The organism is Streptomyces sp. A2-16, from assembly GCF_018128905.1.
Taxonomy (GTDB): domain Bacteria; phylum Actinomycetota; class Actinomycetes; order Streptomycetales; family Streptomycetaceae; genus Streptomyces.
Genome location: NZ_CP063808.1, coordinates 4046169 through 4069525, shown reverse-complemented (window position 1 = coordinate 4069525; position 23357 = coordinate 4046169). Strand labels below are relative to the sequence as shown.

General features: G+C 70.5%; 23 protein-coding genes. 12 read left to right on the top strand and 11 right to left on the bottom strand.

Annotated features, from left to right (window positions below; translation table 11 throughout):
- Positions 1-186: 186 nt before the first annotated feature.
- Entirely contained in the window at positions 187-1311 is a 1125-nt protein-coding gene (locus IOD14_RS18315) for a cellulose binding domain-containing protein (RefSeq protein WP_212670792.1), read from the top strand.
- 128 nt (positions 1312-1439) lie between these two features.
- On the opposite strand, the gene IOD14_RS18310 is transcribed toward IOD14_RS18315, so the two are convergent.
- Genes IOD14_RS18310 through IOD14_RS18300 form a run of 3 tightly spaced genes read right to left on the bottom strand, consistent with a single transcriptional unit; the run spans position 1440 to position 5863 of the window.
- Positions 1440-2723 carry a cellulose binding domain-containing protein gene (locus IOD14_RS18310; protein ID WP_123993413.1) on the bottom strand — a complete coding sequence of 428 codons (1284 nt, stop codon included), beginning with the start codon at positions 2721-2723 and terminating at the stop codon, positions 1440-1442.
- A gap of 19 nt (positions 2724-2742) precedes the next feature.
- Positions 2743-4158, bottom strand: a complete 1416-nt coding sequence (locus IOD14_RS18305; protein WP_123993414.1) for a glycoside hydrolase family 43 protein — start codon at positions 4156-4158, stop codon at positions 2743-2745.
- A 58-nt stretch (positions 4159-4216) separates the two neighbouring features.
- Entirely contained in the window at positions 4217-5863 is a 1647-nt protein-coding gene (locus IOD14_RS18300; RefSeq protein ID WP_212670791.1) for an RICIN domain-containing protein, read from the bottom strand.
- 388 nt (positions 5864-6251) lie between these two features.
- On the opposite strand from IOD14_RS18300, the gene IOD14_RS18295 reads away from it, so the two are divergent.
- On the top strand, positions 6252-7841 hold the full coding sequence (locus IOD14_RS18295; protein WP_212670790.1) for a glycoside hydrolase 43 family protein: 1590 nt from the start codon (positions 6252-6254) through the stop codon (positions 7839-7841).
- A 55-nt stretch (positions 7842-7896) separates the two neighbouring features.
- Complete coding sequence (locus tag IOD14_RS18290; RefSeq protein ID WP_212670789.1) at positions 7897-9915, top strand: non-reducing end alpha-L-arabinofuranosidase family hydrolase; 2019 nt, start codon at positions 7897-7899, stop codon at positions 9913-9915.
- A gap of 66 nt (positions 9916-9981) precedes the next feature.
- Here the strand turns inward: IOD14_RS18290 and IOD14_RS18285 are convergent, their stop codons facing one another.
- From IOD14_RS18285 to IOD14_RS18275, 3 genes are all read right to left on the bottom strand, one after another.
- Positions 9982-10842: an oxygenase MpaB family protein gene (locus IOD14_RS18285; RefSeq protein ID WP_212670788.1), complete on the bottom strand. Its 861-nt coding sequence runs from the start codon at positions 10840-10842 to the stop codon at positions 9982-9984.
- A gap of 151 nt (positions 10843-10993) precedes the next feature.
- Entirely contained in the window at positions 10994-11143 is a 150-nt protein-coding gene (locus tag IOD14_RS18280; protein ID WP_174269360.1) for a hypothetical protein, read from the bottom strand.
- 314 nt (positions 11144-11457) lie between these two features.
- Positions 11458-12246 (bottom strand): alpha/beta fold hydrolase, encoded by a 789-nt coding sequence (locus IOD14_RS18275; protein WP_123993418.1) that lies wholly within the window; start codon positions 12244-12246, stop codon positions 11458-11460.
- A gap of 62 nt (positions 12247-12308) precedes the next feature.
- On the opposite strand from IOD14_RS18275, the gene IOD14_RS18270 reads away from it, so the two are divergent.
- Complete coding sequence (locus tag IOD14_RS18270) at positions 12309-12719, top strand: MarR family winged helix-turn-helix transcriptional regulator (RefSeq protein ID WP_123993419.1); 411 nt, start codon at positions 12309-12311, stop codon at positions 12717-12719.
- Positions 12720-12741: 22 nt separating this feature from the next.
- Here IOD14_RS18270 and IOD14_RS18265 read toward each other — a convergent pair whose 3' ends face one another.
- The gene (locus tag IOD14_RS18265) at positions 12742-13290 is read right to left on the bottom strand and encodes a hypothetical protein (protein WP_123993420.1); all 549 of its coding nucleotides are present in this window, start codon (positions 13288-13290) and stop codon (positions 12742-12744) included.
- Between the two features lie 90 nt (positions 13291-13380).
- Here IOD14_RS18265 and IOD14_RS18260 point away from each other — a divergent pair, with 90 nt between their 5' ends.
- From IOD14_RS18260 to IOD14_RS18250, 3 genes are all read left to right on the top strand, one after another.
- Complete coding sequence (locus IOD14_RS18260; protein WP_123993421.1) at positions 13381-13872, top strand: DUF2975 domain-containing protein; 492 nt, start codon at positions 13381-13383, stop codon at positions 13870-13872.
- Complete coding sequence (locus IOD14_RS18255) at positions 13872-14141, top strand: helix-turn-helix transcriptional regulator (RefSeq protein ID WP_123993422.1); 270 nt, start codon at positions 13872-13874, stop codon at positions 14139-14141. The genes IOD14_RS18260 and IOD14_RS18255 overlap by 1 nt, the downstream gene beginning before the upstream one ends.
- Before the next feature lie 314 nt (positions 14142-14455).
- A complete protein-coding gene (locus tag IOD14_RS18250; RefSeq protein ID WP_123993423.1) occupies positions 14456-15034 on the top strand; it encodes a hypothetical protein in 579 nt (192 codons plus the stop codon).
- A gap of 183 nt (positions 15035-15217) precedes the next feature.
- Here the strand turns inward: IOD14_RS18250 and IOD14_RS18245 are convergent, their stop codons facing one another.
- Positions 15218-15988 (bottom strand): polysaccharide deacetylase family protein, encoded by a 771-nt coding sequence (locus IOD14_RS18245; protein WP_123993424.1) that lies wholly within the window; start codon positions 15986-15988, stop codon positions 15218-15220.
- A gap of 300 nt (positions 15989-16288) precedes the next feature.
- Between IOD14_RS18245 and IOD14_RS18240 the strand changes: the two genes are divergently transcribed.
- Together IOD14_RS18240 and IOD14_RS18235 are read left to right on the top strand one after the other, a co-directional pair.
- Positions 16289-16816, top strand: a complete 528-nt coding sequence (locus tag IOD14_RS18240) for a GIY-YIG nuclease family protein (protein ID WP_123993425.1) — start codon at positions 16289-16291, stop codon at positions 16814-16816.
- Between the two features lie 170 nt (positions 16817-16986).
- Entirely contained in the window at positions 16987-18372 is a 1386-nt protein-coding gene (locus IOD14_RS18235) for an erythromycin esterase family protein (protein ID WP_249125947.1), read from the top strand.
- A gap of 70 nt (positions 18373-18442) precedes the next feature.
- Here the strand turns inward: IOD14_RS18235 and IOD14_RS18230 are convergent, their stop codons facing one another.
- Positions 18443-19348: a LysR family transcriptional regulator gene (locus IOD14_RS18230; protein ID WP_174269361.1), complete on the bottom strand. Its 906-nt coding sequence runs from the start codon at positions 19346-19348 to the stop codon at positions 18443-18445.
- Between the two features lie 97 nt (positions 19349-19445).
- Here IOD14_RS18230 and IOD14_RS18225 point away from each other — a divergent pair, with 97 nt between their 5' ends.
- The 3 genes from IOD14_RS18225 to IOD14_RS18215 are packed head-to-tail and all read left to right on the top strand — an operon-like array spanning position 19446 to position 21890.
- Positions 19446-20300 carry an alpha/beta fold hydrolase gene (locus IOD14_RS18225; RefSeq protein ID WP_123993428.1) on the top strand — a complete coding sequence of 285 codons (855 nt, stop codon included), beginning with the start codon at positions 19446-19448 and terminating at the stop codon, positions 20298-20300.
- On the top strand, positions 20297-21109 hold the full coding sequence (locus tag IOD14_RS18220; protein WP_123993429.1) for an LLM class flavin-dependent oxidoreductase: 813 nt from the start codon (positions 20297-20299) through the stop codon (positions 21107-21109). Before IOD14_RS18225 ends, IOD14_RS18220 begins: the two co-directional genes overlap by 4 nt.
- A gap of 13 nt (positions 21110-21122) precedes the next feature.
- Positions 21123-21890, top strand: a complete 768-nt coding sequence (locus IOD14_RS18215; protein WP_212670786.1) for a class I SAM-dependent methyltransferase — start codon at positions 21123-21125, stop codon at positions 21888-21890.
- On the opposite strand, the gene IOD14_RS18210 is transcribed toward IOD14_RS18215, so the two are convergent.
- Together IOD14_RS18210 and IOD14_RS18205 are read right to left on the bottom strand one after the other, a co-directional pair.
- Positions 21871-22404: an ATP-binding protein gene (locus IOD14_RS18210; protein ID WP_249125946.1), complete on the bottom strand. Its 534-nt coding sequence runs from the start codon at positions 22402-22404 to the stop codon at positions 21871-21873. The genes IOD14_RS18215 and IOD14_RS18210 overlap by 20 nt on opposite strands.
- A 78-nt stretch (positions 22405-22482) precedes the next feature.
- Positions 22483-23184 carry a GAF and ANTAR domain-containing protein gene (locus tag IOD14_RS18205; protein WP_249125945.1) on the bottom strand — a complete coding sequence of 234 codons (702 nt, stop codon included), beginning with the start codon at positions 23182-23184 and terminating at the stop codon, positions 22483-22485.
- Positions 23185-23357 lie beyond the last annotated feature (173 nt).

Here is a 23357-nt window from a genome sequence, read left to right as displayed (position 1 = left end):
GGGCGGCCGGTGGCGGCCACCCACGGCATCGACGTCGGCCGACACGACATGTCCCTTCTCTTGTCAGGTACATGACGATTCTCTACAGTCCGAACAGAACGTTGCATGGGAGCGCTCCCAAATCCGGCGAGCAGGAGCGCCCCGAGAACCCTCGACCTAGGCCCCACCTCGGGAAAGAGGCACCGAATGCAACCCCTGTCACGCATCTCCCGCACCCCCCGCCGCACCTGGGGCGCCGTCCTCGGCACACTCGCCGTCATCGCCGCGCTCTTCGTCGCCACGCCCCCGGCCCACGCCGACACGACGGTCTGCGAACAGTTCGGCTCGACCGTCGTCCAGGGGCGCTACGTCGTCCAGAACAACCGCTGGGGCACCAACGACCCCCAGTGCGTCACCGCCACCGGCAACGGCTTCCGGCTCACCCGGGCCGACGGCTCCGTCCCCACGACCGGCGCGCCCAAGTCGTACCCGTCCCTCTTCTACGGCTGCCACTACACCAACTGCTCGCCGGGCACCAACCTCCCCGCGCAGCTCTCCCGCATCTCCAGCGCGCCGAGCAGCATCTCGTACGGCTATGTCGGCGACGCCGTCTACAACGCCTCGTACGACATCTGGCTGGACCCGACACCCCGCACCGACGGTGTGAACCGGACCGAGATCATGATCTGGCTCAACAAGGTCGGCCCGATCCAGCCCATCGGCTCGCAGGTCGCCACGGCCACCGTCGGCGGACGGACCTGGCAGGTGTGGCAGGGCGGCAACGGCACCAACGACGTGATCTCCTTCGTCACCCCGTCGGCGATCGGCAGCTGGAGCTTCGACGTGATGGACTTCGTCCGGCAGGCCGTCAACCGCGGGCTGGCACAGAACAGCTGGTATCTCACCAGCGTCCAGGCCGGGTTCGAACCCTGGCAGAACGGCGCGGGCCTTGCGGTGAACTCCTTCTCCTCGTCGGTCAACACGGGCGCCGGCCCCGGTGGCCCGGGCGGCAGCACCGCCTGCACGGTGTCGTACGCGACGAACGTGTGGCAGGGCGGTTTCACCGCGAACGTGACCGTCGCCAACACCGGTTCGGCACCCGTCGACGGCTGGCGCCTCGCGTTCACCCTGCCCTCCGGGCAGAGCGTCACCAGCGCATGGAACGCCTCCCTCTCCGCGACCTCGGGATCCGTCACGGCGAGCGGGCTGGCGCACAACGCGAGCATCGCCCCCGGCGGCAGCCAGACCTTCGGGTTCCAGGGCACCTACAGCGGCGCCTTCACCGGGCCGGGCGGGTTCAGTCTCAACGGCACGGCCTGCGGCCAGGCATGACAGGACCGGCGCCGGGCGCTCATGTGCCGCCCGGCGCCGCGTCGGCCGTTCCGCTCGACGGCGGGTCGGTCCTCCCGACGGCCGCGTACCTCGCCTCCGGGAGTCACCGACCCGCCTGACCATCTCCGTCAACTCGCTGTGCAGGCAGTGCCGTTGAGGGTGAAGGAGCTGGGCGCTGCCGTGTCGCCGGTGTGGACGGCCTGGAAGCCGATGCCGACGGAGGCGCCCGGAGCGATCGTGGCGTTGTGGGCGAGGTTCCTGGCCGTCACCTGGCCGGAGGCGGGCGAGTAGGCCGCGTTCCAGCCGGAGGTGATGGCCTGGCCGCCGGGCAGGGTGAAGGCCAGCGACCAGCCGTCGATCGCGGTGGTACCGGTGTTCGTGATGGTGATGGTGGAGGTCAGTCCGGAGTTCCACGCGCTGACGTTGTCGGTGACCCGGCAGGTGCCGGTCCCCGGTGAGGGGTCGGAGGTCTGGAACTGGGTGAAGAACTTCCAGACCTCGCCCGGCACCCAGGTCCTGCCGCTGTCACCGGGGGCTCCGTCCTGGGGAGCGGCGATGTGTCCCTCGTCGAAGGCCGCCCAGGCGACCGGATGCCCGGCCGAGCAGCCCGAGTAGGTGGTGACCCGGTGCGTCAGGCTGCCCTGGGCGGGCTCGGGCGGGTTCTGGGGGGTGCAGCCGTTGTTCCGGACGAACCTGTCCCGCATCGTCCGCCCGCCGGAGATGCCGAGCACGCTGTCCCTGAGGCCGTGCACTCCGAGGTAGGCGATGGGCTGGGTGCCACCGCTGCATCCGCTGAGCTGCCCGCCGCTCTGCACCGCGACCGCGCGGAAGACCGTCGCACGGGTACAGGCGAGGGCGTACGACATGGCGGCGCCGTAGCTGAAGCCGAGGGCGAAGCGCTGGGTGGTGTCGACGCACAGGTCCGCCTCGATCCGCCGGATCATGTCGTCGACGAAGGTGACGTCCTCCCCACCGGAGTTGGCCCAGCCGTTGTTGAGGCCCTGCGGTGCGACGAAGACGGTGCTGTTGTTCGCCAGTCGCTGGAGCCCGTAGTAGGCCCAGGTGCCGGTTTCCACCGTGCGGCCGGTGGAGACGTCGGTGGAGGTGCCGCCCAGCCAGTGGAACCCGAAGACCAGCCGGTGGGGGCGGTTGCGGTCGTAGCCGTCCGGGACCTTCAGGATGAAGCTGCGGTTCTTGCCGCCGCTCTGGATCGTGTACGTGCCGCTCGTGAGGGTGGGCGCCTTGCCGCAGCCCGGGCTCGCGGCAGCGGCGCGCAAGGGTCCGGCAGCCGTGCCGGAGACCGTCTGTCCGGTGGTCTCGCCCTGGCCGCGGGCCAGCGCCGTGCCGCCCGTGCTCAGCACGACCAGCACCGCGACCACGGCGGGCCATAACAGGCTTCTTGTTCTCTTCATGGTGCGACTTCCCTTCCGGTCAAGGGGTGTTGGGGGTGAACCGCCACCAGTCGATGTTGAGCAGGTAGCCGCTGCCGCCGGTGAACCGCAGATAGAGGTCCTGCGTCCCGGCCGCGCCGGCGACCGGGCAGGTCACCGTCGTCCAGGCCTGCCAGCCCCCGGTGCTCGGCACACCGCACCGGCCCACGACCGTCCCGCTCGGCGAGCCCAGGCGCAGTTCGACGGTGCCGCCCGAACTGCCCGAGGCAACGCGTGCGGTGAAGGAGGAAGCGCCCGCCCCGAAGGCAGCGCCCTTCACCTTGAGGTAGTCGCCGTTGTCGATCCAGCCGACGTTCATCCCGCCCTCGCCGGCCGGTTCGGTCTCGATACCGGAGCCCCAGGCGAGCGTCTCGGCCTCCTGCCGCGTGTACGGGTCGAGCGTGCCGACCTGGGGCGCGCCGCCGTTCGTCATGCCGATCACCGGGATCGTGCCGTCGGCGTTGTAGAAGAACCTCTCCACCGCGACGGAGCGGGTGAAGCCGCCGCCGCCCGGGAGTGCGCCGTTGTGGTAGAAGAAGTACGAACCGCCCTTGAAGTCCACGATCCCGGGGTGGTTGGTGAAACTGCTGCCCTGGGTGGGCATGACCGTCCCGCGGTAGGTCCAGGGCCCGGTCGGGCCGGGCGCCGTGGAGTAGGCGATGAACTCCGAGCAGCACTTGGCCGCGAACACCATGTAGTACAGGCCGTTCCGCTTGTAGACCCAGGGTCCCTCCTCGTAGAGCGTGGGACGGTTCGGGTCACCGGTGCGGGTGCCGAATCCCGCGGTGGTGAGCGGAATCCTGGTGACGGCGCCGGAGTAGGAGGTCATGTCGGCGTTCAGCCTGACGTAGGACAGATTCGGGTTGCCCCAGTACAGATAGGCCTGGCCGTCGTCGTCGACGAACACGGTCGGGTCGATCTCGCCGTTCTCCACCAGCGGTCGGCCGAGGGCGTCCCGGAACGGTCCGGTAGGGCTGTTCGACACCGCCACGCCGATCGCCATCCGGCCGGTCGCCCGGTTCTTCACCGGCACGTACCAGTAGAACCGGCCGTTGCGCTCGACGGCCTGCCCCGCCCACGCGTCGGCGGACGCCCAGCTGAAGGTGGCCAGGCTGAGCGGTGAGCCGTGGTCGGTCCAGTTGACCATGTCGGCGGAGGACCACACCCTCCAGTCCTTCATGGTGAAGTAGGTGGAGCCGTCCTCGTCGTGCCCGGTGTAGAGGTAGACCCGTCCGTTGTGGACCAGCGGGGCCGGGTCGGCCGTGTAGAGGTGCTGGATGATGGGGTTGTCGGCCCGGGCCGCCGGGGCCTGCACCGCGGCGGGGACGACGGTGAACGCCAGCAGGAGACCCAGCGTCCAGGCGACCGCCCGGGCAAGCCGTGTGCCGGTCGCGGGTGACGGCGGGGCGGGGGTCATCGCGGCCTCCGGGGGACGCTGACGGGCGGACGGGCCGTGGCCGGGTGCGCTGCGTTCCTCACGCCCGGCTCCACTTCTGGCCGGCCTGGCCGTTGCAGCTCCACAGCACCAGCGGGGTTGCGTTGGCGGTGCCGGACCCGTTGACATCGAGGCAGAGCCCCGCGTGGACATTGCGGATCGTCCCGTCGGAGCCGAGGGTCCACTTCTGGTTGTTCTGGCCGTTGCAGGGCCAGGTGATGACCCGGGTGCCGTTGGCGGTGCCCTGGTTGTAGGCGTCCAGGCACTTGTCGCCGAAGACGCGGATCTCGCCGCCGGCCCAGGTGGTCCACAGCTGGTTGGCGGCCGTGTGGCAGTCCCAGAGCAGTGCCGTGGCCCCGGCCGCGGTGGAGGCGTTGTCCACGTCCACGCAGCGGCCGGAGGCGTTGCCGCGCAGCCGGGAGGTGGTGGCGGCGAGCGGGCTGCCACCGCTCACCCGGAACACGGCCACGCCGTGCGCGGGGACGCTCGCCGAGATCTGCCCGGACGTGCTGGACGTGGCGCCGGTCCACTGGTCGGTCAGGGTGAACGGCCCGCCGGACAGGCCGACTTGCGCGGCCGTGGTGCTGATGGTCGCGGTGCCGCCGCCCCGGTTGAACAGGCCGACCGCGACCGAGCCGTCGGACAGGGGCTTGGCGAACACCTCGGTGTCGCCGTCGTCGCGCACCCTGCGTCCGCCCGCGCCCAGCGCGTCCTGGTTCACCGCCAGCAGGCGGGGGTTGCGCAGGATCGCGCTCACGTCGGCCGACATGGTGCGGATGTCGTTGCCCGCCATGAGGGGTGCGCTCAGCAGCGCCCACAGGGCGAAGTGGGAGCGGGACTCCGTCAGGGACAGGCCGGGGCGTCCCACGACCAGCATGTCGGGGTCGTTCCAGTGGCCCGGGCCGGACTGGGCCGCCAGCGGTGCGGTGATGTCCAGGACGTTGCCGACGCCCATCGGGTAGCTGTTGGTGTTGCCGTTCTGCCAGATGTCGAGCAGGTCCTCGGTCGTCCGCCACAGGTCGGCGACCTCGCCCCAGTTGTACGTGGCGCCGGTGATCGCGTGGAAGCTGTTGGGGTTGATGCTGTAGACGATGGGCCGTCCGGTGGCGCGCAGGGCGTCACGCATCAGCGTGAACCGCGCGACCTGCTCGTCGCGGGTGCCGCTGGAGGAACACCAGTCGTACTTGAGGTAGTCGACGCCCCAGGAGGCGAAGGTGGCAGCGTCCTGGGCCTCGTGGCCCCTGCTGCCCGTGGACCCCGGATAGGCGCCGCTGGTCTGCGCGCAGGTGCGCTCGCCGGGCACCTGGTAGATGCCGAACTTGAGGCCCTTGCCGTGGATGTAGTCCCCCAGCGCCTTCATCCCGCTCGGGAACTTGGTCGGACTCGCCCGCAGGGCGCCGGCCGCGTCGCGCTGCGGGTCGAACCAGCAGTCGTCCACCACCACGTACCGGTAGCCGGCATCCCGCATGCCCGAGGACACCATCGCGTCGGCGGCCTGGCGGACCTGTGACTCCGTGATCCCGCACCCGAAGCTGTTCCAGCTGTTCCAGCCCAGGGGCGGGGTGAGTGCGGGGCTGCCGGGGGCGGCCGAGGCGGTGGTGCGGGCGGAAGCCGTGAGGGACGCGGCGACCGCCAGGGCGGCGGCCGCGAAGACACGGAACAGGCGTCTGCCCGTTGGTCGGGGCACGGTGGACTCCTCCAGTAGACAGCGGATGACGGCCTCTCGGCGGCGTCTTATGTCATGCATATGACAGATGCCGAGAGTTCGAAATTTCGGGCAGATTTCGGATCGATGGCTGTACGGATGCTAGAGAGCGTGCGGAGCATGTCAACACCGTGGGAGTGGTCGATCGGCGTTCACATCGACTTCGTCGAGGGCTTGAATCGTCGAAACATTTCGGCCTCAACAGCGAATCCTGCGAGAGGCATTGACGGGATGTGTCAGCCTCATATCATCCTGGTTGCTCGGCGCATCAGTCGGCGTTCGCACTCTCGAACGAGCAGGACAGCCCCGCCCCCACAGCGCTCCCTCGCAGAGAGAACGACACATGGATATGTCATGTCCTGGCCAAAATATGGATCGACGACAGGCCCTCTCCACCGTCGGCGGGCTGGTCGCCGGCTCCTTCCTGCCGCCGGCGGGCAACTCCCCCGCCGGCGCCGCCGCGTCGTACACGAACCCGGTGATCTGGCAGGACTTCGCGGACATCGACGTCATCCGCGTCGGCGGCACCTACTACGCCTCGGCCTCGACGATGCACTACTCCCCCGGCGCACCGGTCCTGCGCTCGTACGACCTGGTGAACTGGGAGATCGCCGGTCACTCGGTGCCCGTCCTCGACTTCGGCGCCAAGTACGACCTGAACGGCGCCCGCGGCTACGTGCGGGGGATCTGGGCGTCTTCGCTGGCCTACCGTCCGAGCAACAGGACGTTCTACTGGCTCGGTCAGATCGACTTCGCGAGGACCTACCTCTACACCGCCACAGCCGTCGAGGGACCGTGGAGCAGACTGACGACGATCAACACCCCGTACTACGACGCGGGGTTGCTCGTCGACACCGACGACACCCTGTACGTGGCATACGGCAACACCACCATCAGCGTGGCCCAGCTCTCGCCCGACGGCCGCAACCAGGTCCGCACCCAGCAGGTGTTCACCACGCCGTCCAGTGTCGGCACCCTGGAGGGCTCCCGCTTCTACAAGATCAACGGTCAGTACTACATCTTCCTGACCCGCCCGGCCAACGGGCAGTACATCCTCAAGTCGTCGGGCGGCCCCTTCGGCCCCTACACGATGCGGCAGGTCCTTCTCGACCTGCGCGGCCCGATCCCCGGCGGCGGGGTCCCGCACCAGGGCGGACTGGTGCAGACGCAGGGCGGCGCCTGGTACTACATGGCCTTCGTGGACGCCTACCCCGGCGGCCGGGTGCCGGCTCTCGCGCCGGTGAGCTGGACCTCGGACGGCTGGCCCGTCGTCCAACTGGTCAACGGCGCCTGGGGCGCCTCGTATCCCGCCCCTGCCGTTCCCGCCCCGCCCCGCCAGGTCACCCCCATGACCGGCGTGGACACCTTCGACGGCACGGCCCTCAAGCCGAGGTGGGAGTGGAACCACAACCCGGACAACACCAAGTGGTCGGCCGGCAACGGCCTGACCCTGCGCACCGCGACCGTCACCAACGACCTGTACTGGGCCCGCAACACCCTCACCCACCGCATCCAGGGCCCCACCTCCACCGCCACGGTCCAGCTCGACCACTCGTCGATGCGGGACGGCGACCGGGCAGGACTCGCGCTGCTGCGTGACTCCTCCGCGTGGATCGGCGTCAAGCGCGAGGGCGGGACGGCACGCGTGGTGATGGTGGGCGGGCTCACCATGGACGGCAGCTGGAACACCACGGGCACCGGCAGCGAGCTCGCGAGCGCGGCCCTCTCCGGGGGCAGCGTCTGGCTGCGTGCGACCGCCGACATCCGCCCCGGCGCGGCACGCTCCGGAACCTTCTCCTACAGCACCGACGGCACCCGCTTCACCCGGCTCGGGCCCGCCTTCTCGATGGGCAACGACTGGCGTTTCTTCATGGGCTACCGGTTCGCCCTCTTCAACCACGCCACCCAGGCGCTCGGCGGCGCGGTCCGCTTCCCCCGGTTCGAACTGTCGACGCCCTGAACCCATCCCGTCGATCGCACAGCGCAACCCCCCACTCACCCGCACGAGGAGAACCATGAACCCGCTGAAACGGCTCGGCCGTCGCCGAGCCTCGGTGTTATCCCTGCTGGCCGTGGCCGCCCTGGTCACACCCGGTGCCGCGAGCGCCGCACCCGACGCCGTCCGCGCCTCCACGCTGGGCGCCCAGGCGGCCCAGTCCGGGCGGTACTTCGGCACCGCCGTGGCCGCAGGACGGCTCGGCGACGGCACGTACACCGGGATCCTGGACCGGGAGTTCAACTCGGTCACGCCCGAGAACGAGATGAAGTGGGACACGATCGAGCGCTCCCGCGGCCAGTTCAACTTCGGCCCCGGCGACCAGATCGCGAACCGGGCCTCGCAGCGCGCCCAGCGCCTGCGCGGACACACCCTGGTCTGGCACCAGCAACTGCCCGACTGGGTCAAGGCCATCAGGGACGCCAACACCCTGCGCAGCGTCATGAACAACCACATCACCCAGGTGATGAACCACTACAAGGGCAGGATCTACGCCTGGGACGTGGTCAACGAGGCCTTCGCCGACGGCGGCAGCGGGCAGCTGCGCAGCTCGGTCTTCCGGGACGTGCTGGGCACCGGCTTCATCGAGGAGGCCTTCCGCACCGCACGGTCGGCCGACCCCTCGGCCAAGCTCTGTTACAACGACTACAACATCGAGAACTGGAGCGACGCCAAGACCCAGGGCGTCTACCGCATGGTGCGCGACTTCAAGTCCCGCGGTGTGCCCATCGACTGCGTCGGCCTCCAGTCGCACTTCGGGGCGGGCGGACCGCCGTCGAGCTTCCAGACGACCCTGTCGAACTTCGCCGCGCTCGGCGTGGACGTCCAGATCACCGAGCTGGACATCGCGCAGGCCCCGACGGCCGCGTACGCCAACACGGTACGGGCCTGCATGAACGTGGCGCGCTGCACCGGCATCACCGTCTGGGGCATCCGCGACAGCGACTCCTGGCGCAGCGGTGAGAACCCGCTGCTGTTCGACCGGAACGGCAACAAGAAGCCCGCCTACCAGTCGGCGCTCACGGCGATGGGCGGCAGCGCCGCGGTACGACGGGCGGACGCCCCTGCGACCCGGTCCGCCGCCGCACTCCCCACGTCCTTCCGCTGGAGTTCGAGCGGCGCCCTGATCGCGCCGAAGTCGGACTCGACGCACAACATCGCGGGGATCAAGGACCCGTCGGTCGTCTACTACAACGGCAAGTACCACGTGTTCGCGAGCACCGCGAACGCCTCCGGGTACAACCTGGTGTACCTGAGCTTCTCCGACTGGTCCCAGGCGGGCTCGGCCACGCACCACTACCTGGACCGCACCGCCATCGGCACCGGGTACCGGGCCGCGCCGCAGGTCTTCTACAACGCCCCGCAGCGCCTGTGGTACCTCGTCTACCAGACCGGCAACGCGTCGTACTCCACCAACCCCGACATCAGCAACCCCAACGGGTGGAGCGCCCCGAGGAACTTCTACTCGTCGATGCCGGACATCATCCGGCAGAACATCGGCAACGGTTACTGGGTCGACATGTGGGTGATCTGCGACAGCGCCAACTGCTACCTGTTCTCCTCGGACGACAACGGGCACCTCTACCGCTCCCAGACGACCGTCGGCCAGTTCCCGAACGGCTTCACCAACACGGTCATCGCGGCCCAGGACTCCAAGTACGCCCTGTTCGAAGCGAGCAATGTGTACAAGGTGCAGGGCAGCAATCAGTACCTGCTGCTGGTCGAGGCGATCGGCTCGGACGGCGGGCGCTACTTCCGCTCCTGGACGTCGAGCAGCCTCGCCGGCTCGTGGTCGCCGCTGGCCGCGTCCGAGGGCAACCCGTTCGCCAGGTCCAACAACGTGACCTTCCCCGCCGGTGCCTGGAGTCGGGACATCAGTCACGGCGAGATGATCCGCGCGGGCTACGACCAGACACTCACGATCCCGGCCTGCAAGCTCCAGTACCTGTACCAGGGAAAGAACCCCGACGCCGGCGGTGACTACAACAGCCTCCCCTGGCGGCTGGGCCTGCTCACCCAGACCAACGCGACCTGCTGACCACCCGGGCCCCGCACCCCGTGCGGGGCCCGGTCACGCCCGTCCCGCGGGCCGCGCCTGCGAACCTCACTCCGGACGCGGGCGCGGCCGCCCCGGGGCCATGGCCCAGCGGATGGTGTGCGTCAGCAGCTGACCCGCGGGCTGCACCGCGAGACCCTCCACGACAGGAACCCGGGGCAGTCGGAGAACACCCCGTGCCCACCCCGGGAGCAGCGCGACCGCGTTCGCCGCCAGGACACCGTAGAAGGGCCGCACGGCAAGCGGTACGGGTGGGTGGAGCAGCAGGAACCGGGCGGCGGCCCGGGCTTCCGGGGTGGCTCGCAGCTCCGGCTGGTACGTGGCCAGCAGTCCGGCCAGGGCCCGGCGATCGCGGGGTGGGTCGAGCACGCCGAGCGCTTCGGCCACCCGCGCGGTGTCGGCCACGTAGGCGTCGTACCCCGCTGCGTCGAGCGGCCGGGCCCCGTAGCGTTCGTGCGCGCGCAGAAAGCTGTCCGTCTCGGCCGCGTGCACCCAGCCCAGCAGATGCGGATCCGCCGCGTGGTACGGCAGGCCCTCGGTGGTGGTCCCGCGCACCTGCCGGTGGATGGCGCGCACTCGTTCGACGGCCTGTCCGGCGTCGGAGGCGGTGCCGTAGGTCGTGACGGCCAGGAAGGTGCTGGTGCGCTGCAGTCTCCCCCAGGGATCGCCGCGAAATCCGGAGTGCGCGGACACGGCGGCCATGGCGAGTGGGTGCAGCGACTGCAGAAGGAGAGCGCTGAGCCCGCCGATGAACATGGACGCGTCGCCGTGGACGGTGCGAATGGGACGGTCCTGCCCGAACCAGCGGGGTCCGGGCGTGTCGTGGATACGGGCGCGGTTGGCGGGCCCGTCCGGACCGGCGACTCGGCGGAACACGGCCTGCCCCAGCCGGTCACGAAGGTCGGTCATCACACCTCCGCACCTCCTTCCCGCCCCATGAGCACACCAGGTGATCTGTCTTCCCCGGCAGCCGTGTCCACGGATGCGGTGCGCTTCGCCTCGGTGTCCTCTCAGGCGGGCCGCCCGGTCGGGCGCCCCACCGCGGCGAGCGCATCAAGGTTCAGTGGCGCCGCCCCCGGAGCTTGCCTAGCAGCTGCCGGGCCTGGGCCCGTCGGCGCGGGTCGGCCGAGGCCCTGCGCACCTGCTCCGCTGTACGTCGCCCCTGCGGGCTCCTGCTGAACTGCTTGATCTTCTCCAACATGCCAGGCACGACTGTCCTCCCGAGAAGGTCGACGAGATTTCCCGTCCTGTACGAAAAGGTCTCCGTACTGACGCGGTTACCCCGGGCCCACCGTCCCACCCCTGCCATCGGCCCGTACGACGGCACGGTCGCCGCGGTCGCCAGTCGCCGGGCAGCGCGTGCTCGGTGCCGATGGTGTCGTGCTTGTGCGTGCGGGCGGCCTCCTGCGCGAGCACGATGCTGTGCCGGTTGAGCTCGGTGGACCGCTCGAAGGCGTGGGGTGTGTGCCGTCGCCGGGCGGCCTGCCCGGTCACTCCGACGGCGTCGCCGATCGAGGTGGGCGATCAGGCCGGCAAGGCGTCCGTCCGGCGCAGATGTGCGTCGATGAGGGCGAAGGTGGCGTCCGGCTGTTCGATCTGCGGGAGGTGGCCGGCCTCGGGTATGACCTCGAACCGGCCGTTGCCGAACGCGTCGGCGTACGCGGCTCCGTAGGCGGGGGTGACGACGCGGTCGCTCTCGCCCCACAGGACGAGAGTGGGCACCTGGATCCGTCCGAGCCTGGACAGCAGGGTGGGGTCGTGCATGTAGGGGTCACCGGCCAGGACACGCATGGTGGCCATGTTGGCCCCTCTGCGCGCGAGTTCCTCGGCCGGTATGCCGGCCGGGTCGAGGTAGTAGCGGTCCGGGTCGTGCCAGGAGTGCTCCGCGACACCGCGGGCGTCGAGGGCGAAGAAGTCGGTGATCGGCTCCCCCTCGATGTGCACGCCGACCGCGTCGATCAGGACGAGACCGGTGATGCACCCCGTGGTGTCGCGCGCGGCCATCTCGGCGGCCGTCCAGCCTCCGAGCGAGGAGCCGACGACGAGGACGTCGCGCAGTCGGCGTTCGTCCAGGAGGTGCAGGTAGGCGCGGGCGAGGTCGTCGATGCGGGCGAGTCGTGCGGGGCGGTGGGTGCCGTCCCAGCCGGGGTGCACCGGCGTGATCGTGTGGGCGGTGCGGGCGAGGTGTCGGGCCAGGCCGGTGACGGTGGCGGGGCCTCCGCCGCCGTGCAGGACGAGGACCGGCCTGCCGGCTCCGGCCTCCGACAGCGTGAGGGACAGGTCGGCGTACTGGGCTGATGCGTTGGTAGGCATGCCGGACACTGTAACTAAACATCTTTATATAAGCTAGCTTGGTCATGGCGTAGACTCGGAGCATGCGCGGTGAGCTGCAAGAACTCGGCAGAGCGGTCAAGCAGGCCCAATATCGACAGCACAGGGCACTCGACAGCGCCCTCCAGGCCGTCGGCACGACACTGGCCCAGTGGGACGCCCTGCGCGCGATCGGCAACTCCCCCGGAGCATCCGCGCGCGAGCTGGCCTCGGCGACCTTTCAGACCGAGCAGGCCTTCGGCACACTGGCCGGCCGCCTCACGGCCCAGAACCTCGTGGAGCGCCGTCCCGGACACGGCCGGCGCATCGAACACCACCTCACACCTGCCGGCGAGCAGGTCCTGGCCGCCGGCCACAAGGTGGCCGACGAAGTCCTCGACGACTGCTTCTCCGCCTTGCCCGCCGCGGACCGCGCAACCCTGCTCAATCTGCTGCGACGCCTCACCGCACCATGACGGCGGCGTCCCGCGGCTCAGATCACGGGCGGCCGCTCGCGCGGGGCTTGCGTGGCGCCCTGCCCCAGGAGCCGACAGGCCGTTCCTGCCGACTCCGTGCGGCGAACTCCTGACGGGTCGCCACGGTGCGCGGCGGCGGGGGCAGGACCTTCTCCACGCCCCACGGCTCCGCAGTCGCCCATCCGAACCCCAGGACGATCTCCTCGAAGGCCGGCGCGAAGTCCGCGCCGACCAGGTCCGGCATCCGATGGCGCAGCTGTCGCACACGGGCGGTGAAGGCCGCGGGCAGCGGCACGTGATACGTCTCCAGACAGTGCGCGAAGTCCGCCCGCCACACCCACGAGCCATTGATGACCAGCGACGAACAGCCGGACGTGTGCCGGTGCACCTCACCCGTGAGGACGTCGACCCCCGCCTCCATGAAGTGCGTGAGGTGATGACCCGCGTCCAGGTACTCCACGATCCCCGCCTCGTCCGGTTCGCCGGACGCGCGCACGTGGTCCGCCAGGGTCCCGGTGGCCAACTCGCCCGGGTAACCGAAGTCGTCGAAGAAACCGAGCAGCCTCAGCATCCACACCCCTTCGGTCTCATCCGCGCACCCTCTTGCCTGACCTATCGATATTCGATAGATTTCCATCGCGATTCGATGGAAGGGTAGGTCATGGGAAAGCTGACGGTGAGCGCGCTGCGCGTCGTGCTCGTGATGGTGCTCGTCGGCACCGTGCTCGTGCAGGCGTTGATGGTGTGGACGTTGATCAGTGGGAACGACCCGGAGGACGGGTCGCTTCCGCTGACCGCGCTGCGGGTGATCACGATCCTGGGCATGGGGTCGGTCCAGGTGGCCGTCGTCTGCGTGGGGCGGCTGGTGACGATGGTCCGACGCGGAACCGTGTTCTCCCCCGCCGCCTTCCGGTACGTGGACGGAGTGATCGGCGCGATCGTGGCGGCCTCCCTCGTATGGTTCGCGGTCACCGCCGTCAACGCGCCGGGCCAGCGGGACGACCCGGGCGTCACCGTCATCATGGCCGGGATCGGCGTGGCCATCCTGGGAGTCGCTCTCATCGTGCTCGTACTGCGGATGCTGCTCGCCCAGGCCGTCGCCCGCGACGTCGAGGCGTCGCGGATGCAGGCCGAATTGGACGAGGTGATCTGATGCCGATCGCCGTCGACATCGACGTGATGCTGGCCAGGCGGAAGATGTCCGTGGGCGAACTCGCGGACCGGGTGGGGATCACTCCCGCCAACCTGGCGGTACTCAAGAACGGCCGCGCCAAGGCGGTACGTTTCGCGACGCTCGCCGCGCTCTGCGAGGTGCTCGAGTGCCAGCCGGGCGACCTGCTGCGCTGGGAGGCCGAGGACGGCACGGGCGAGAACGCGCCCTCGACGGGCGGGACGACGGCCGGGGCAGCCGCGAGTCCTTGACAGCGCATGCCGACGGCGGACCGCGTCGGCCGCAGACGGCATATACGTGGAGGGCGTGGAGGGCGTGGACACGCGCACGTGGAGCGCCGCTCACCCGGTGCGTGACGGTCATCGAGTGCGTGCCGGTCACAGCCTCCGAGTGGGACCTGGGGCGCAGGCGGACGTACCTCTGCGGGCGCACAGCGATCACTCGTGTGCGCCGGGTGAGGGAGCGATACGTCAGCACGGCGGGCGATGTGAGACCCCGTCAGCTCACGGGAGCCTGTCAAGGCGCCCGCGGAGCACGGGCGTCACCCACGAGGAAGGACCAGCGAATGAGCCGCAATGCGTCTGCTTCTCCGCGCATCCGTGTCGCCGTTGGCGCCGCCGTCCTGATCACCGTCGCGTGCACCGCCTCCGCCGCGGCCTTCGGCCGTTCGGCCGGAACCGACTCTCCCGGCGAGCCGCGGAAAGCGGCAGCCCTGACCGGGTCCGCCAAGCTCTCCCGCACTCTCGGGGACGACATCACCTTCACCTTCGACGCGCATCTGGCCGCCGAGCACCGGATGGATCCGGCGAAAGCCACCGGGACGTTCCGCTTCAGCCACTACCTCAACGGCGAGGGGGCCTGGGCCAAGGGGAAGATCGACTGCCTGGTGACCGGCGGGAAGGTCGCGGTCGCCACCGGGATCATCACCGGCAGCGACCTGCCGGGGGCGAAGGGCAAGCGGGTCGGTTTCACCGTGCACGACGTGGGCCGACACGACCGGCTGGGCTACAGCTGGGCCTCCGTGGGCAACCCCGTGGAGACGAAGGACCTGCCCAAGTGCGTGAGTTCGGCACCGTTCGAGCGTGTGAAGAACGGCACCGGCGACTTCCGTGTCCTGCCCTGGCAACCGGACTTCGTCGGGTAGGGCCGGGGCCGGGATCGACGCGGGAGGGCCGGGACCTGGGCCGGGATCGACGCGGGAAGGCCGGGGTCTGGTGAAGTCCCGCACCGGGGTGGCGTCCTGGTGCGGGATTCACGCGGTCGTCGGGGCGTTCGAGGTACGCACGGCGGCCGGCCCATGCACCCGAGCCGGTGGCGGCTGCCGCGGTCAGCGGACGGGAAACCCGAAGGAGTAGCCCTGTTCCTTGAGCCGGGGCAGGATCTCGCGCAGGGCCTCGACGGTCTGCGAGCGGTCGCCGCCCGCGTCGTGGAAGAGAACGGTCGGGCCATTGGGAAGTTCACGCTCGACCGTCGCGACCATGGCGGCCGCGCCCGGCCGTTCGAAGTCCTTGGAGTCCACGTTCCATCCCAGCGGACGCATGCCGCGGGAGGCGGCGAGCTTGCGGCTGTAGGGGGTGAAGGCGCCGCCGGGGGCCCGGTAGTACATGGGCCGTACGCCACCGGACGCCTGGGTGATCATCCGCTCGGCGTCGAGGATCTGCTGCGACTGGTAGGCCTCGGACTTCTTGTCCATGGTGGTGTCGTGGGACACCGAGTGGTCGCACAGCCGGTGTCCGGCGGCGACCACCTGCTTCACCAGGTCCGGGTGGGCCTGCGCCTGCGTCCCCACCATGCAGAAGGTGGCCTTCACCCCGTACTCCCGCAGCACGTCGAGGACTTGGGGGGTCCATGCCGGGTCGGGGCCGTCGTCGATGGTGATGTTGACGCCGCGCGCCCCCTTGTCCGAGGCGTGCGCGATGGTCACCGCGACCGGCTTCACCGCACCGCCTGGCGTGGCCGACGTGGTCGACTTGGGCGACGTGGCTCCTACGGCACCGGCCTGCGCGGTCCACACAGACGCACCGGCGGCGAGCATCGTCACCCCGAGCGCCGCCCCGAGTACCTTGCCGTTCCAGCCCCGCCCGCCGTGCCGTGCCATGTCCGCCCCGCTTTCGCGCAGTTCCTCGTCGATTCCCCGGTCACTCGGTGACCACCTGGCTAGACGAGGAACCGCGGCCACGGGATCCGTCCGTTACCGATCAAGGACAATTCCGGGGGAGTTCGCGGACAACCCGGCCGACCACGGCACTGTCACACCCGCGTGGGAGCGTGAGGGCACGGACGAACAGCGCCCGGTCGGCGCTCGCCCCTGGGGGCCTGCAACGCTCGCCCACAGCGGGCCGGGCAGCAACCGGGCCGCAACAACCACCGTGCGCCCTGACCCGAGGGAGGCCGCGTCGTGACCGACATCGACACGCAGTTCCTGCGCAGCCTGTTCGACGAGGAAGGCAGTCTGCACACCGCGGGCCGCACCGCGCTGTACCGGCTCTACGGCCTCGAAGGCCTGCTGTACGTCGGCATCTCCACCTGCCCGCTCACCCGCATCCGCACCCACCTGCAACAACAGCCCTGGGGCCCTCGCGTCATCGGAGTCCGGATCGACTACCCCCTCGACGCACACGCAGCCGAACGCGAAGCCGTCCACACCGAACGACCCCTGCACAACGTCGTCTTCAACGGATCGGCCCCTCCCCCGCCGCCCGACCGGGCTGCGCGGCTCAGGGCCGAACTCGCCGCGCAGCGGAGGCGGCTGGCGGAGCTCGAGGCCGCCGTACCCGAGTCCACCACCCACCTGCGCCTCATCCTCCGCGGCATCACCGCAGCGCAGGCAAAGGTGGCGAGACTCTCCACAGAGGCCGAGGAGGCCGAGGCGGCTCAGCACCCACCCGCACCATCCATACGCCGGACCAAGCGGACCAAGCCGTAAGCGCCGCGTCACCGAACAGCGTTGATCGAACCGGCCCGGACAGCTCCGGGCCGGCCTTCCGACGTGCCTGGGCACCCCCGGTGGTAGTGCCTGCGGTACCCGCGGATGGGCAGCGGGTGGGTTCGTGGCACACCCGGTGCGCACGGAAATCTGTAGCCATGACACGACGCATGGCAGTAGTCATTCCCTCGGTCCTCCTCTCCCTCGGCGCGATGGCGCCGGCCACTTCGGCCATCGGCGCCACCGGGCACGGGTCACCCGCCTCGGTGTCGGTGTCGAGGGCGGCGCTCTCCGGGCCGCACGCCGGGAGCGTGGTCGCCGCCCTCGAACGACATGCCCACCCGCTCCGGAGCACGGACCCGAAGGGCAGTCTGCGGGACCTCGACGCACTGGGCCGCATGGTCGGGGGCGCCAAGGTGGTGGGGCTGGGTGAGGCCACCCATGGATCGCGGGACTTCTTCCGCATGAAGCACCGGGTCTTCCGCCACCTGGTCGAGGAGAAGGGCTTTCGGACCTTCGCCCTGGAGCTGCCCTGGAGCAGCGGCGTGCGGCTCGACGAGTACGTGGTGAACGGGAAGGGCGACCTGAAGGACATCGCGCGTGAGGAGTTCCAGGGGTCGTACCGGATCTGGAACAACCAGGACTACCGCGACCTCATCGAGTGGATGCGCGACTACAACCTCCGCCATCCGAACGACCCGGTGCGGTTCATGGGCGACGACATGGGCTACGCAGGACCCGAACTGTACGAGCGGGTGACCGGCTATGTGGCCCGCAGGTACCCGCGGTTGCTGGAGCGCGTCACCGAGCTGTACCGCGGTCTGGCACCGACCACCGACGCCGGCACCTACAGCGAGGCGTACTTCCGGCTTCCGCTCGCCGAGCGCCGGGAGCGGGCCGAGCGGACCGGGCAGGTGTACGAACTCCTGCGGAAGCAGCGCCCGGCCACCGGAGCCGACCAGCAGGAGCAGCTGTGGACGGTGCAGCACGCCAGGGCCATTCACCAGATGGCCAGGGGCCTGGCCTTCGACTTCGCCGACGAGGCCCAGTCGGCGCAGATGATGAGACTCCGTGACCAGGTGATGGCCGAGAACGTGGCCTGGTGGCAGCGGCACACCGGCGACCGGATCCTGCTGTCGGCCCACAACACCCATGTGTCCTACGACTCGTTCGACGCACGGTATCCCAAGACGCAAGGCTCGTTCCTGCGCGATGCGTTGGGCGGGAACTACGTCAGCATCGGCTTCAGCTTCTACGAGGGTGCCTTCAAGGCGTTCGGCACCGACGACGACGTGATACGCACCTACCGGGTGGGCGCCGCGAAGCCGGGCTCCAACGAAGCCACCCTGGACAGGGCCCGCCAGGACGACTACTTCCTCGACCTGCGCACAGCCCCCGAGCCCGCTCGTGCCTGGCTGGACAAGGAGCGCGCCACCTGGAACATCGGCGCCGGGTGGCCCGACCCCGCGCAGTACACGGCCGCCTTCGGCCGGGCGCACGACATCCTCATCCACCTGCACGACATCGAGGCGACGACCTACCTCGGCACCTCCTGATGTGCCGCACCTCGCGGACCGCCCGGGTCGGCGCCCTCGTGGGATCGCCACCCGGGCGGCGCGCCGGGTGTCAGGCGCCGACCGGCGGCGGTGGCAGTTCCGCCGCCACCTCCACGGCGATGTCGACGGCACGGGCGGCGAGCGGTGAGTGGATACGCCCGGCCTGCCAGTGCAGGTGGATCTCACGTGGCGGCAGGGACGGCCGCAGCTCGTGGACGCGGAGCCTGTCGTCCGACAGGACGTCCGCGCCGAGGACGACGAGCCAGGGCAGGAGCGCCGATCCCAGGCCGGCCCGCACCATGGACAGCAGGGTGTCGTTGACCGCGGAGCGGAACACGATCCGCGGACGGGCGCCGCTGCGGGCGACGGCCTGTTCCATCGCCGGCTGGTCGCAGGTCAGCGGCCAGGCCACCATCGGTACGCCGTCGAGCCGCTCCAGCGGCACCGGACCTTCGGGGAAGACGCCGGCGCCGGCGACCAGCAGATACGGATCGTCGAGCAGCTTCCGGTGCTCGACGTCGCCGTCGATGCGGCCGTCGTAGAACAGCAGGTCGAGGTCGCCGAGCTGCGGCTGCTCCGGCTCCTCCTCGGACAACCTGATGTCGCAGCCGGGGTGTTCGTCGCGCAGCCGTCGGACGACCGACGGCAGGATCATGCTGGACACGCTCTGGAACGTGCCGATGTCGATCCGGCCGTCCCCCGCCTGGAACCGCTCGACGGCGTCCGCCAGCGCCTGCGCATTCGCCAGCAGTGCGCGGCCGTGGTCCAGGACCACGAGGCCGAGTGGAGTGAGCCGCACCGGCTTGGGGCCGCCCGGCCGGTCGAACACCGGGCCTCCGACGGTCCTCTCCAACGCGGCGATCTGCTGGCTCACGGTCGACTGGGTGTACCCGAGGCGGACGGCCGCCCGGCCGAACGAGCCCTCCTCGGCGATGGCGGCCATCGCCGCCAGATGGCGGACCTCGATAGTGCTCACGTCCTCCAGCTTAGCCACCATCTATCGGCAGAAGCGATCGCGTCCATCGGAAATCATCGCTTTTCACAATGCACTCGCGGACCCTAGCGTGCTGGACATGACCTCACATGAATCGCACGGCGAGCAGCTGCTCGCGATCAACGGCGTCGAGCTGTGTGTCGAGACTTTCGGAGACCCCACGGCCCCGGCCGTCGTGCTGGTCGCCGGGGCGTCCGCCTCGATGCTGTGGTGGGACGCCGACCTCTGCGAACAGATCGCCGCCCATGGCCGGTTCGTGGTCCGGTACGACCACCGGGACACCGGCCGGTCGACCTTCCGGCCGCCTGGCCGGCCGGACTACTCGCTCATGGATCTGAGCCTCGACGTGCTCGGCATCCTGAATGCCCTGGGCATCGAGCGCGCCCATCTGGTCTGTCAGTCCATGTTCGGCGGGACCGGACTGATCCTCGGTGTGGACCATCCCGGGCGCATCGCGTCGCTGACGTTCCTCTCCACCTCGACGGGTGCCGACGATCTGCCGCCTCCCTCGGGCGACCTGGCCATGCCTGCCGAGCCGGACGTCTCCGACACGGCCGCGCTCGTCGAGTACGTCGTCGACGGTGCGAGGGCCTGCTCCGGAGGTTCGCCGTACTTCGACGAGGCCGCGATCCGGGAACTGGTCCGACACGACGTGGCGCGCGCCGGGAACTACGCGTCGACGTTGTCCAACCACTTCGCCGTCGAGTACGACGAGCCGGCGCACGGCGGCTTCGGCGACATCGCGGCGCCGACCCTCGTGGTCCACGGTGACCTGGACCCACTGCTGCCGCTGCCGCACGGCGAGGCGCTGCGTGACGCGATCCCCGGCGCGCGGCTGCTGGTCCTCAAGGGGGCAGGACACGACCTCCCGCGTCCCGTGTGGGACGACTTCGTGGCGGCTCTGGTACGGCACACGCGGGGAGGTCGCTCATGAAACGGCTGCGGTCGGCTCTGTGGCTGCCGCTCTTCGAGGAACTCGCCGATCCGCGGGTGGTCCGGCGCCTCGCCGCCGAGGCGGAGGAGGCCGGATGGGACGGTTGCTTCGTGTGGGACCAGCTGTGCTGGCGGGCGCCGGTCCGGCAGGTCGCCGACCCGTGGATCACTCTGGCGGCCATCGCGACCGCGACCGAGCGCATCCGACTCGGCCCGATGGTGTCGGTCCTTCCCCGTCGCCGGCCGGCCAAGGTGGCGCGGGAGAGCGCGACACTCGACCGGCTCAGCGACGGCCGCCTCACCCTCGGCGTCGGCCTGGGCAGCGACCGGTTCGCCGGCGAGCTGTCCAGGACCGGCGAGGAGCTCGATGCCCGGCGGCGCGGGCAGATGCTCGACGAGTCCCTGGACATCCTGGCCGCAGCCTGGTCAGGCGAGACGGTGCGCCATCGCGGCGAGCACTACACCGTCGACGACATCACCTTCCTGCCGCGGCCGGTGCAACGCCCGGGCGTCCCGGTGTGGGCCGCCGGATTCCCGGGCAACGCCAAGCCGATCCGCCGCGCCGCACGGCTCGACGGCTTCTTCCCCGCCAATCTCGGGCATCCGGACCAGCTCGCCGAGGTCGTCGGCTCCCTCACCGCACTGCGCCAGGGGCGGATGGACTCGTACGACATCGCCGTAGGACTGCCCCTCGGTGTCGACCCCGAGCCCTACGCGCGAGCCGGTGCGACGTGGTGGCTGCCAGAGTTGGACCCGGGTGCGGGGCTCGACACCGTGCGGGGCGTGCTCCGCGACGGCCCGGCGGCATGAGGAGGCAGGTGCCTTGTTCGACTACGACGCGGAGCTCGTTCGCTATCAGGAGCGGCTGTGGGAAGCACTCGACGTCCGGCCCGGTGACCGGGTCCTCGACATCGGCTGCGGCACCGGCGGGACCACCCGGCAGGCGGCACGGGCGGCGTCGCCGGGTTCCGCGCTCGGTGTCGACGTCTCGGGCCCGATGCTGACGCGGGCCCGGCAGCAGGCCGGTGCGGAGGGGCTCGACAATGTCGACTTCGTGCAGGGCGACGCGCAGGACCACGCGTTCGTGCCGGAGCACTTCACCTTGGCCCTCAGTCGGTTCGGCACGATGTTCTTCTCCGACCCGGTGGCCGCGTTCGCCAACATCGGACGGGCCCTGAGCCCAGGTGGTCGGTTCGTGCAGTTGGTCTGGCAGGCCGCCGACCTCCAGGAGTGGCACACCGCCATCCGGGAGGCGCTCGCCGGCGGCCACCCGCCGTCGGCGTCGGACTCCACAGCGGGCGCGTTCGCGCTGTCCGATCCGCAGGGCGTGGCCGGGATGCTGGCCGCGGCCGGTTTCACGGCGGTGGACGTCGTCGACGTGCGCGAGCCCGTCTGTTACGGCCCGGACGCGGCCCGCGCGCGGGATGCCGTACTCCAGCTGCGCATGGCCGGCGACCGGGTGGGCGAGCTGGATGCCGTATCCGCCGAGCGCGCGCTCGATCGGCTGTCGAGGACTCTGGAGGCGCACGACACGGGCGCGGGCGTCTGGTTCGACTCCCGCGCCTGGCTGGTCAGCGCGCGTCGGCCTTGACCGTCCGCCCGGGTTCTTCGGCCGTGCCGTCGTCGTCATCCGGAACAAGTCGCAGGTGAGCGGTGATCTCCTTGCCCCGGCCGCGGCGCGTCACGACGACTCTGTCACTGACCGAGTGCACCAGGTACAGACCGTGCCCGCCGATGCGGCCGCGGTCGGGCGGCTGGACCTCCAGCGCGTCGGGCGAGGTGTCGTACAGGCTGATCGACAGCTCCGTGCCGGACAGCCGCAGCGTCAGCGCACAGGGGCCGGGAGCATGCCGCAGGACGTTCGTGACGAGCTCGCTGACGACGAGTTCGGCGTCCGTGAGGCAGGACGCGGGGACGGGCGGGGCGTCGCCGCACGGAGCGTGGGCGAGGACGGCGCGTACGTCCCGCCGCGCCTCCACGGCGTGGGGCGTGCTCGGGCCCCAGGCCGCCGCATAGCGCAGCCTGGCAAGATCGTCACCGTCCAGTTCATCTGCCGCCTGCTTCGTCAGCGGGATGACCATGTAGAACTCTTTCGTCGCGTTCACCACTGCGGCCGGTTGCCACTCCTGCGGCTACCCGGGCCCCGGGGACGTACGCAGGCGCCGGAACGCCGAAGGTGGGGGTCAGTCCCGACCGGCGCGGTCGGTACGGACCCGCTGGGCGACGTCGCGCAGCTTGATGTTGTGCTGCTGCGAGATGCGGCGCAGCACGTTGAAGGCGTCTTCCTCGCTCAGCTTGTGCCGTTCCATCAGGATGCCCATGGCCTCGCCGATGGCGTGCCGGGTCTTCATGCCGTCCTCGAGCTGGTCGATGGTGCGGGCGTCGGCCAGGGCCACGGCGGCGTGCGAGGCCAGCATCCAGCCGGCGGTCTCGATCTCCTCGCCGAAGGCGCCGGGACGGCGCGAGTAGAGGTTCAGCGCGCCGAAGTCCTCGTCATGGGTGTAGAGCAGCACCCCGGTCATGCTCCCGATGCCCAGGTCGCGGGCGGCGTCGCCGTAGCGCGGCCAGGACGGCTGCGGCTCGGTCATGTCCGGGATGCGGAACACACGCTCGCCGTTCTCGCCGTCCGCCCGGGCGGCGAGATCGAAGCACGGGCCCTCGGCGAACTCACCCTGCAGCCGGTCGGACGCCTCCACCACGTCGCCGCAGGCGGACAGCGTGACCGCGCGGCCCTTGCGGACCGCCAGGATCCCGGCCGCGTCGCAGCCCTCCACCAGGCGCACCGCCGACTCGGCGATCTCGTCCAGTGTCCCCTGCACCGAATCCTGCGCCAGCAGCTTCCGCGCGAGCTGGGCCATCGCCTCGCCGAACTCTCGCCACTCCACCGCCACCACCCACCTCGCTCACCGGTTCGACCGACGGTTCGGCCACCCTACCGCCGGGTTGCTCCCACCGTGGCGCGGAGCCGCGTCGCCGTGGCCCGCACCGGGCCGGTACGGGTGGAAGCCCGGGGAAGGTGCGTACCGTCGTGAGGTTCGTGGAAAGCGGGGTAGGAGGC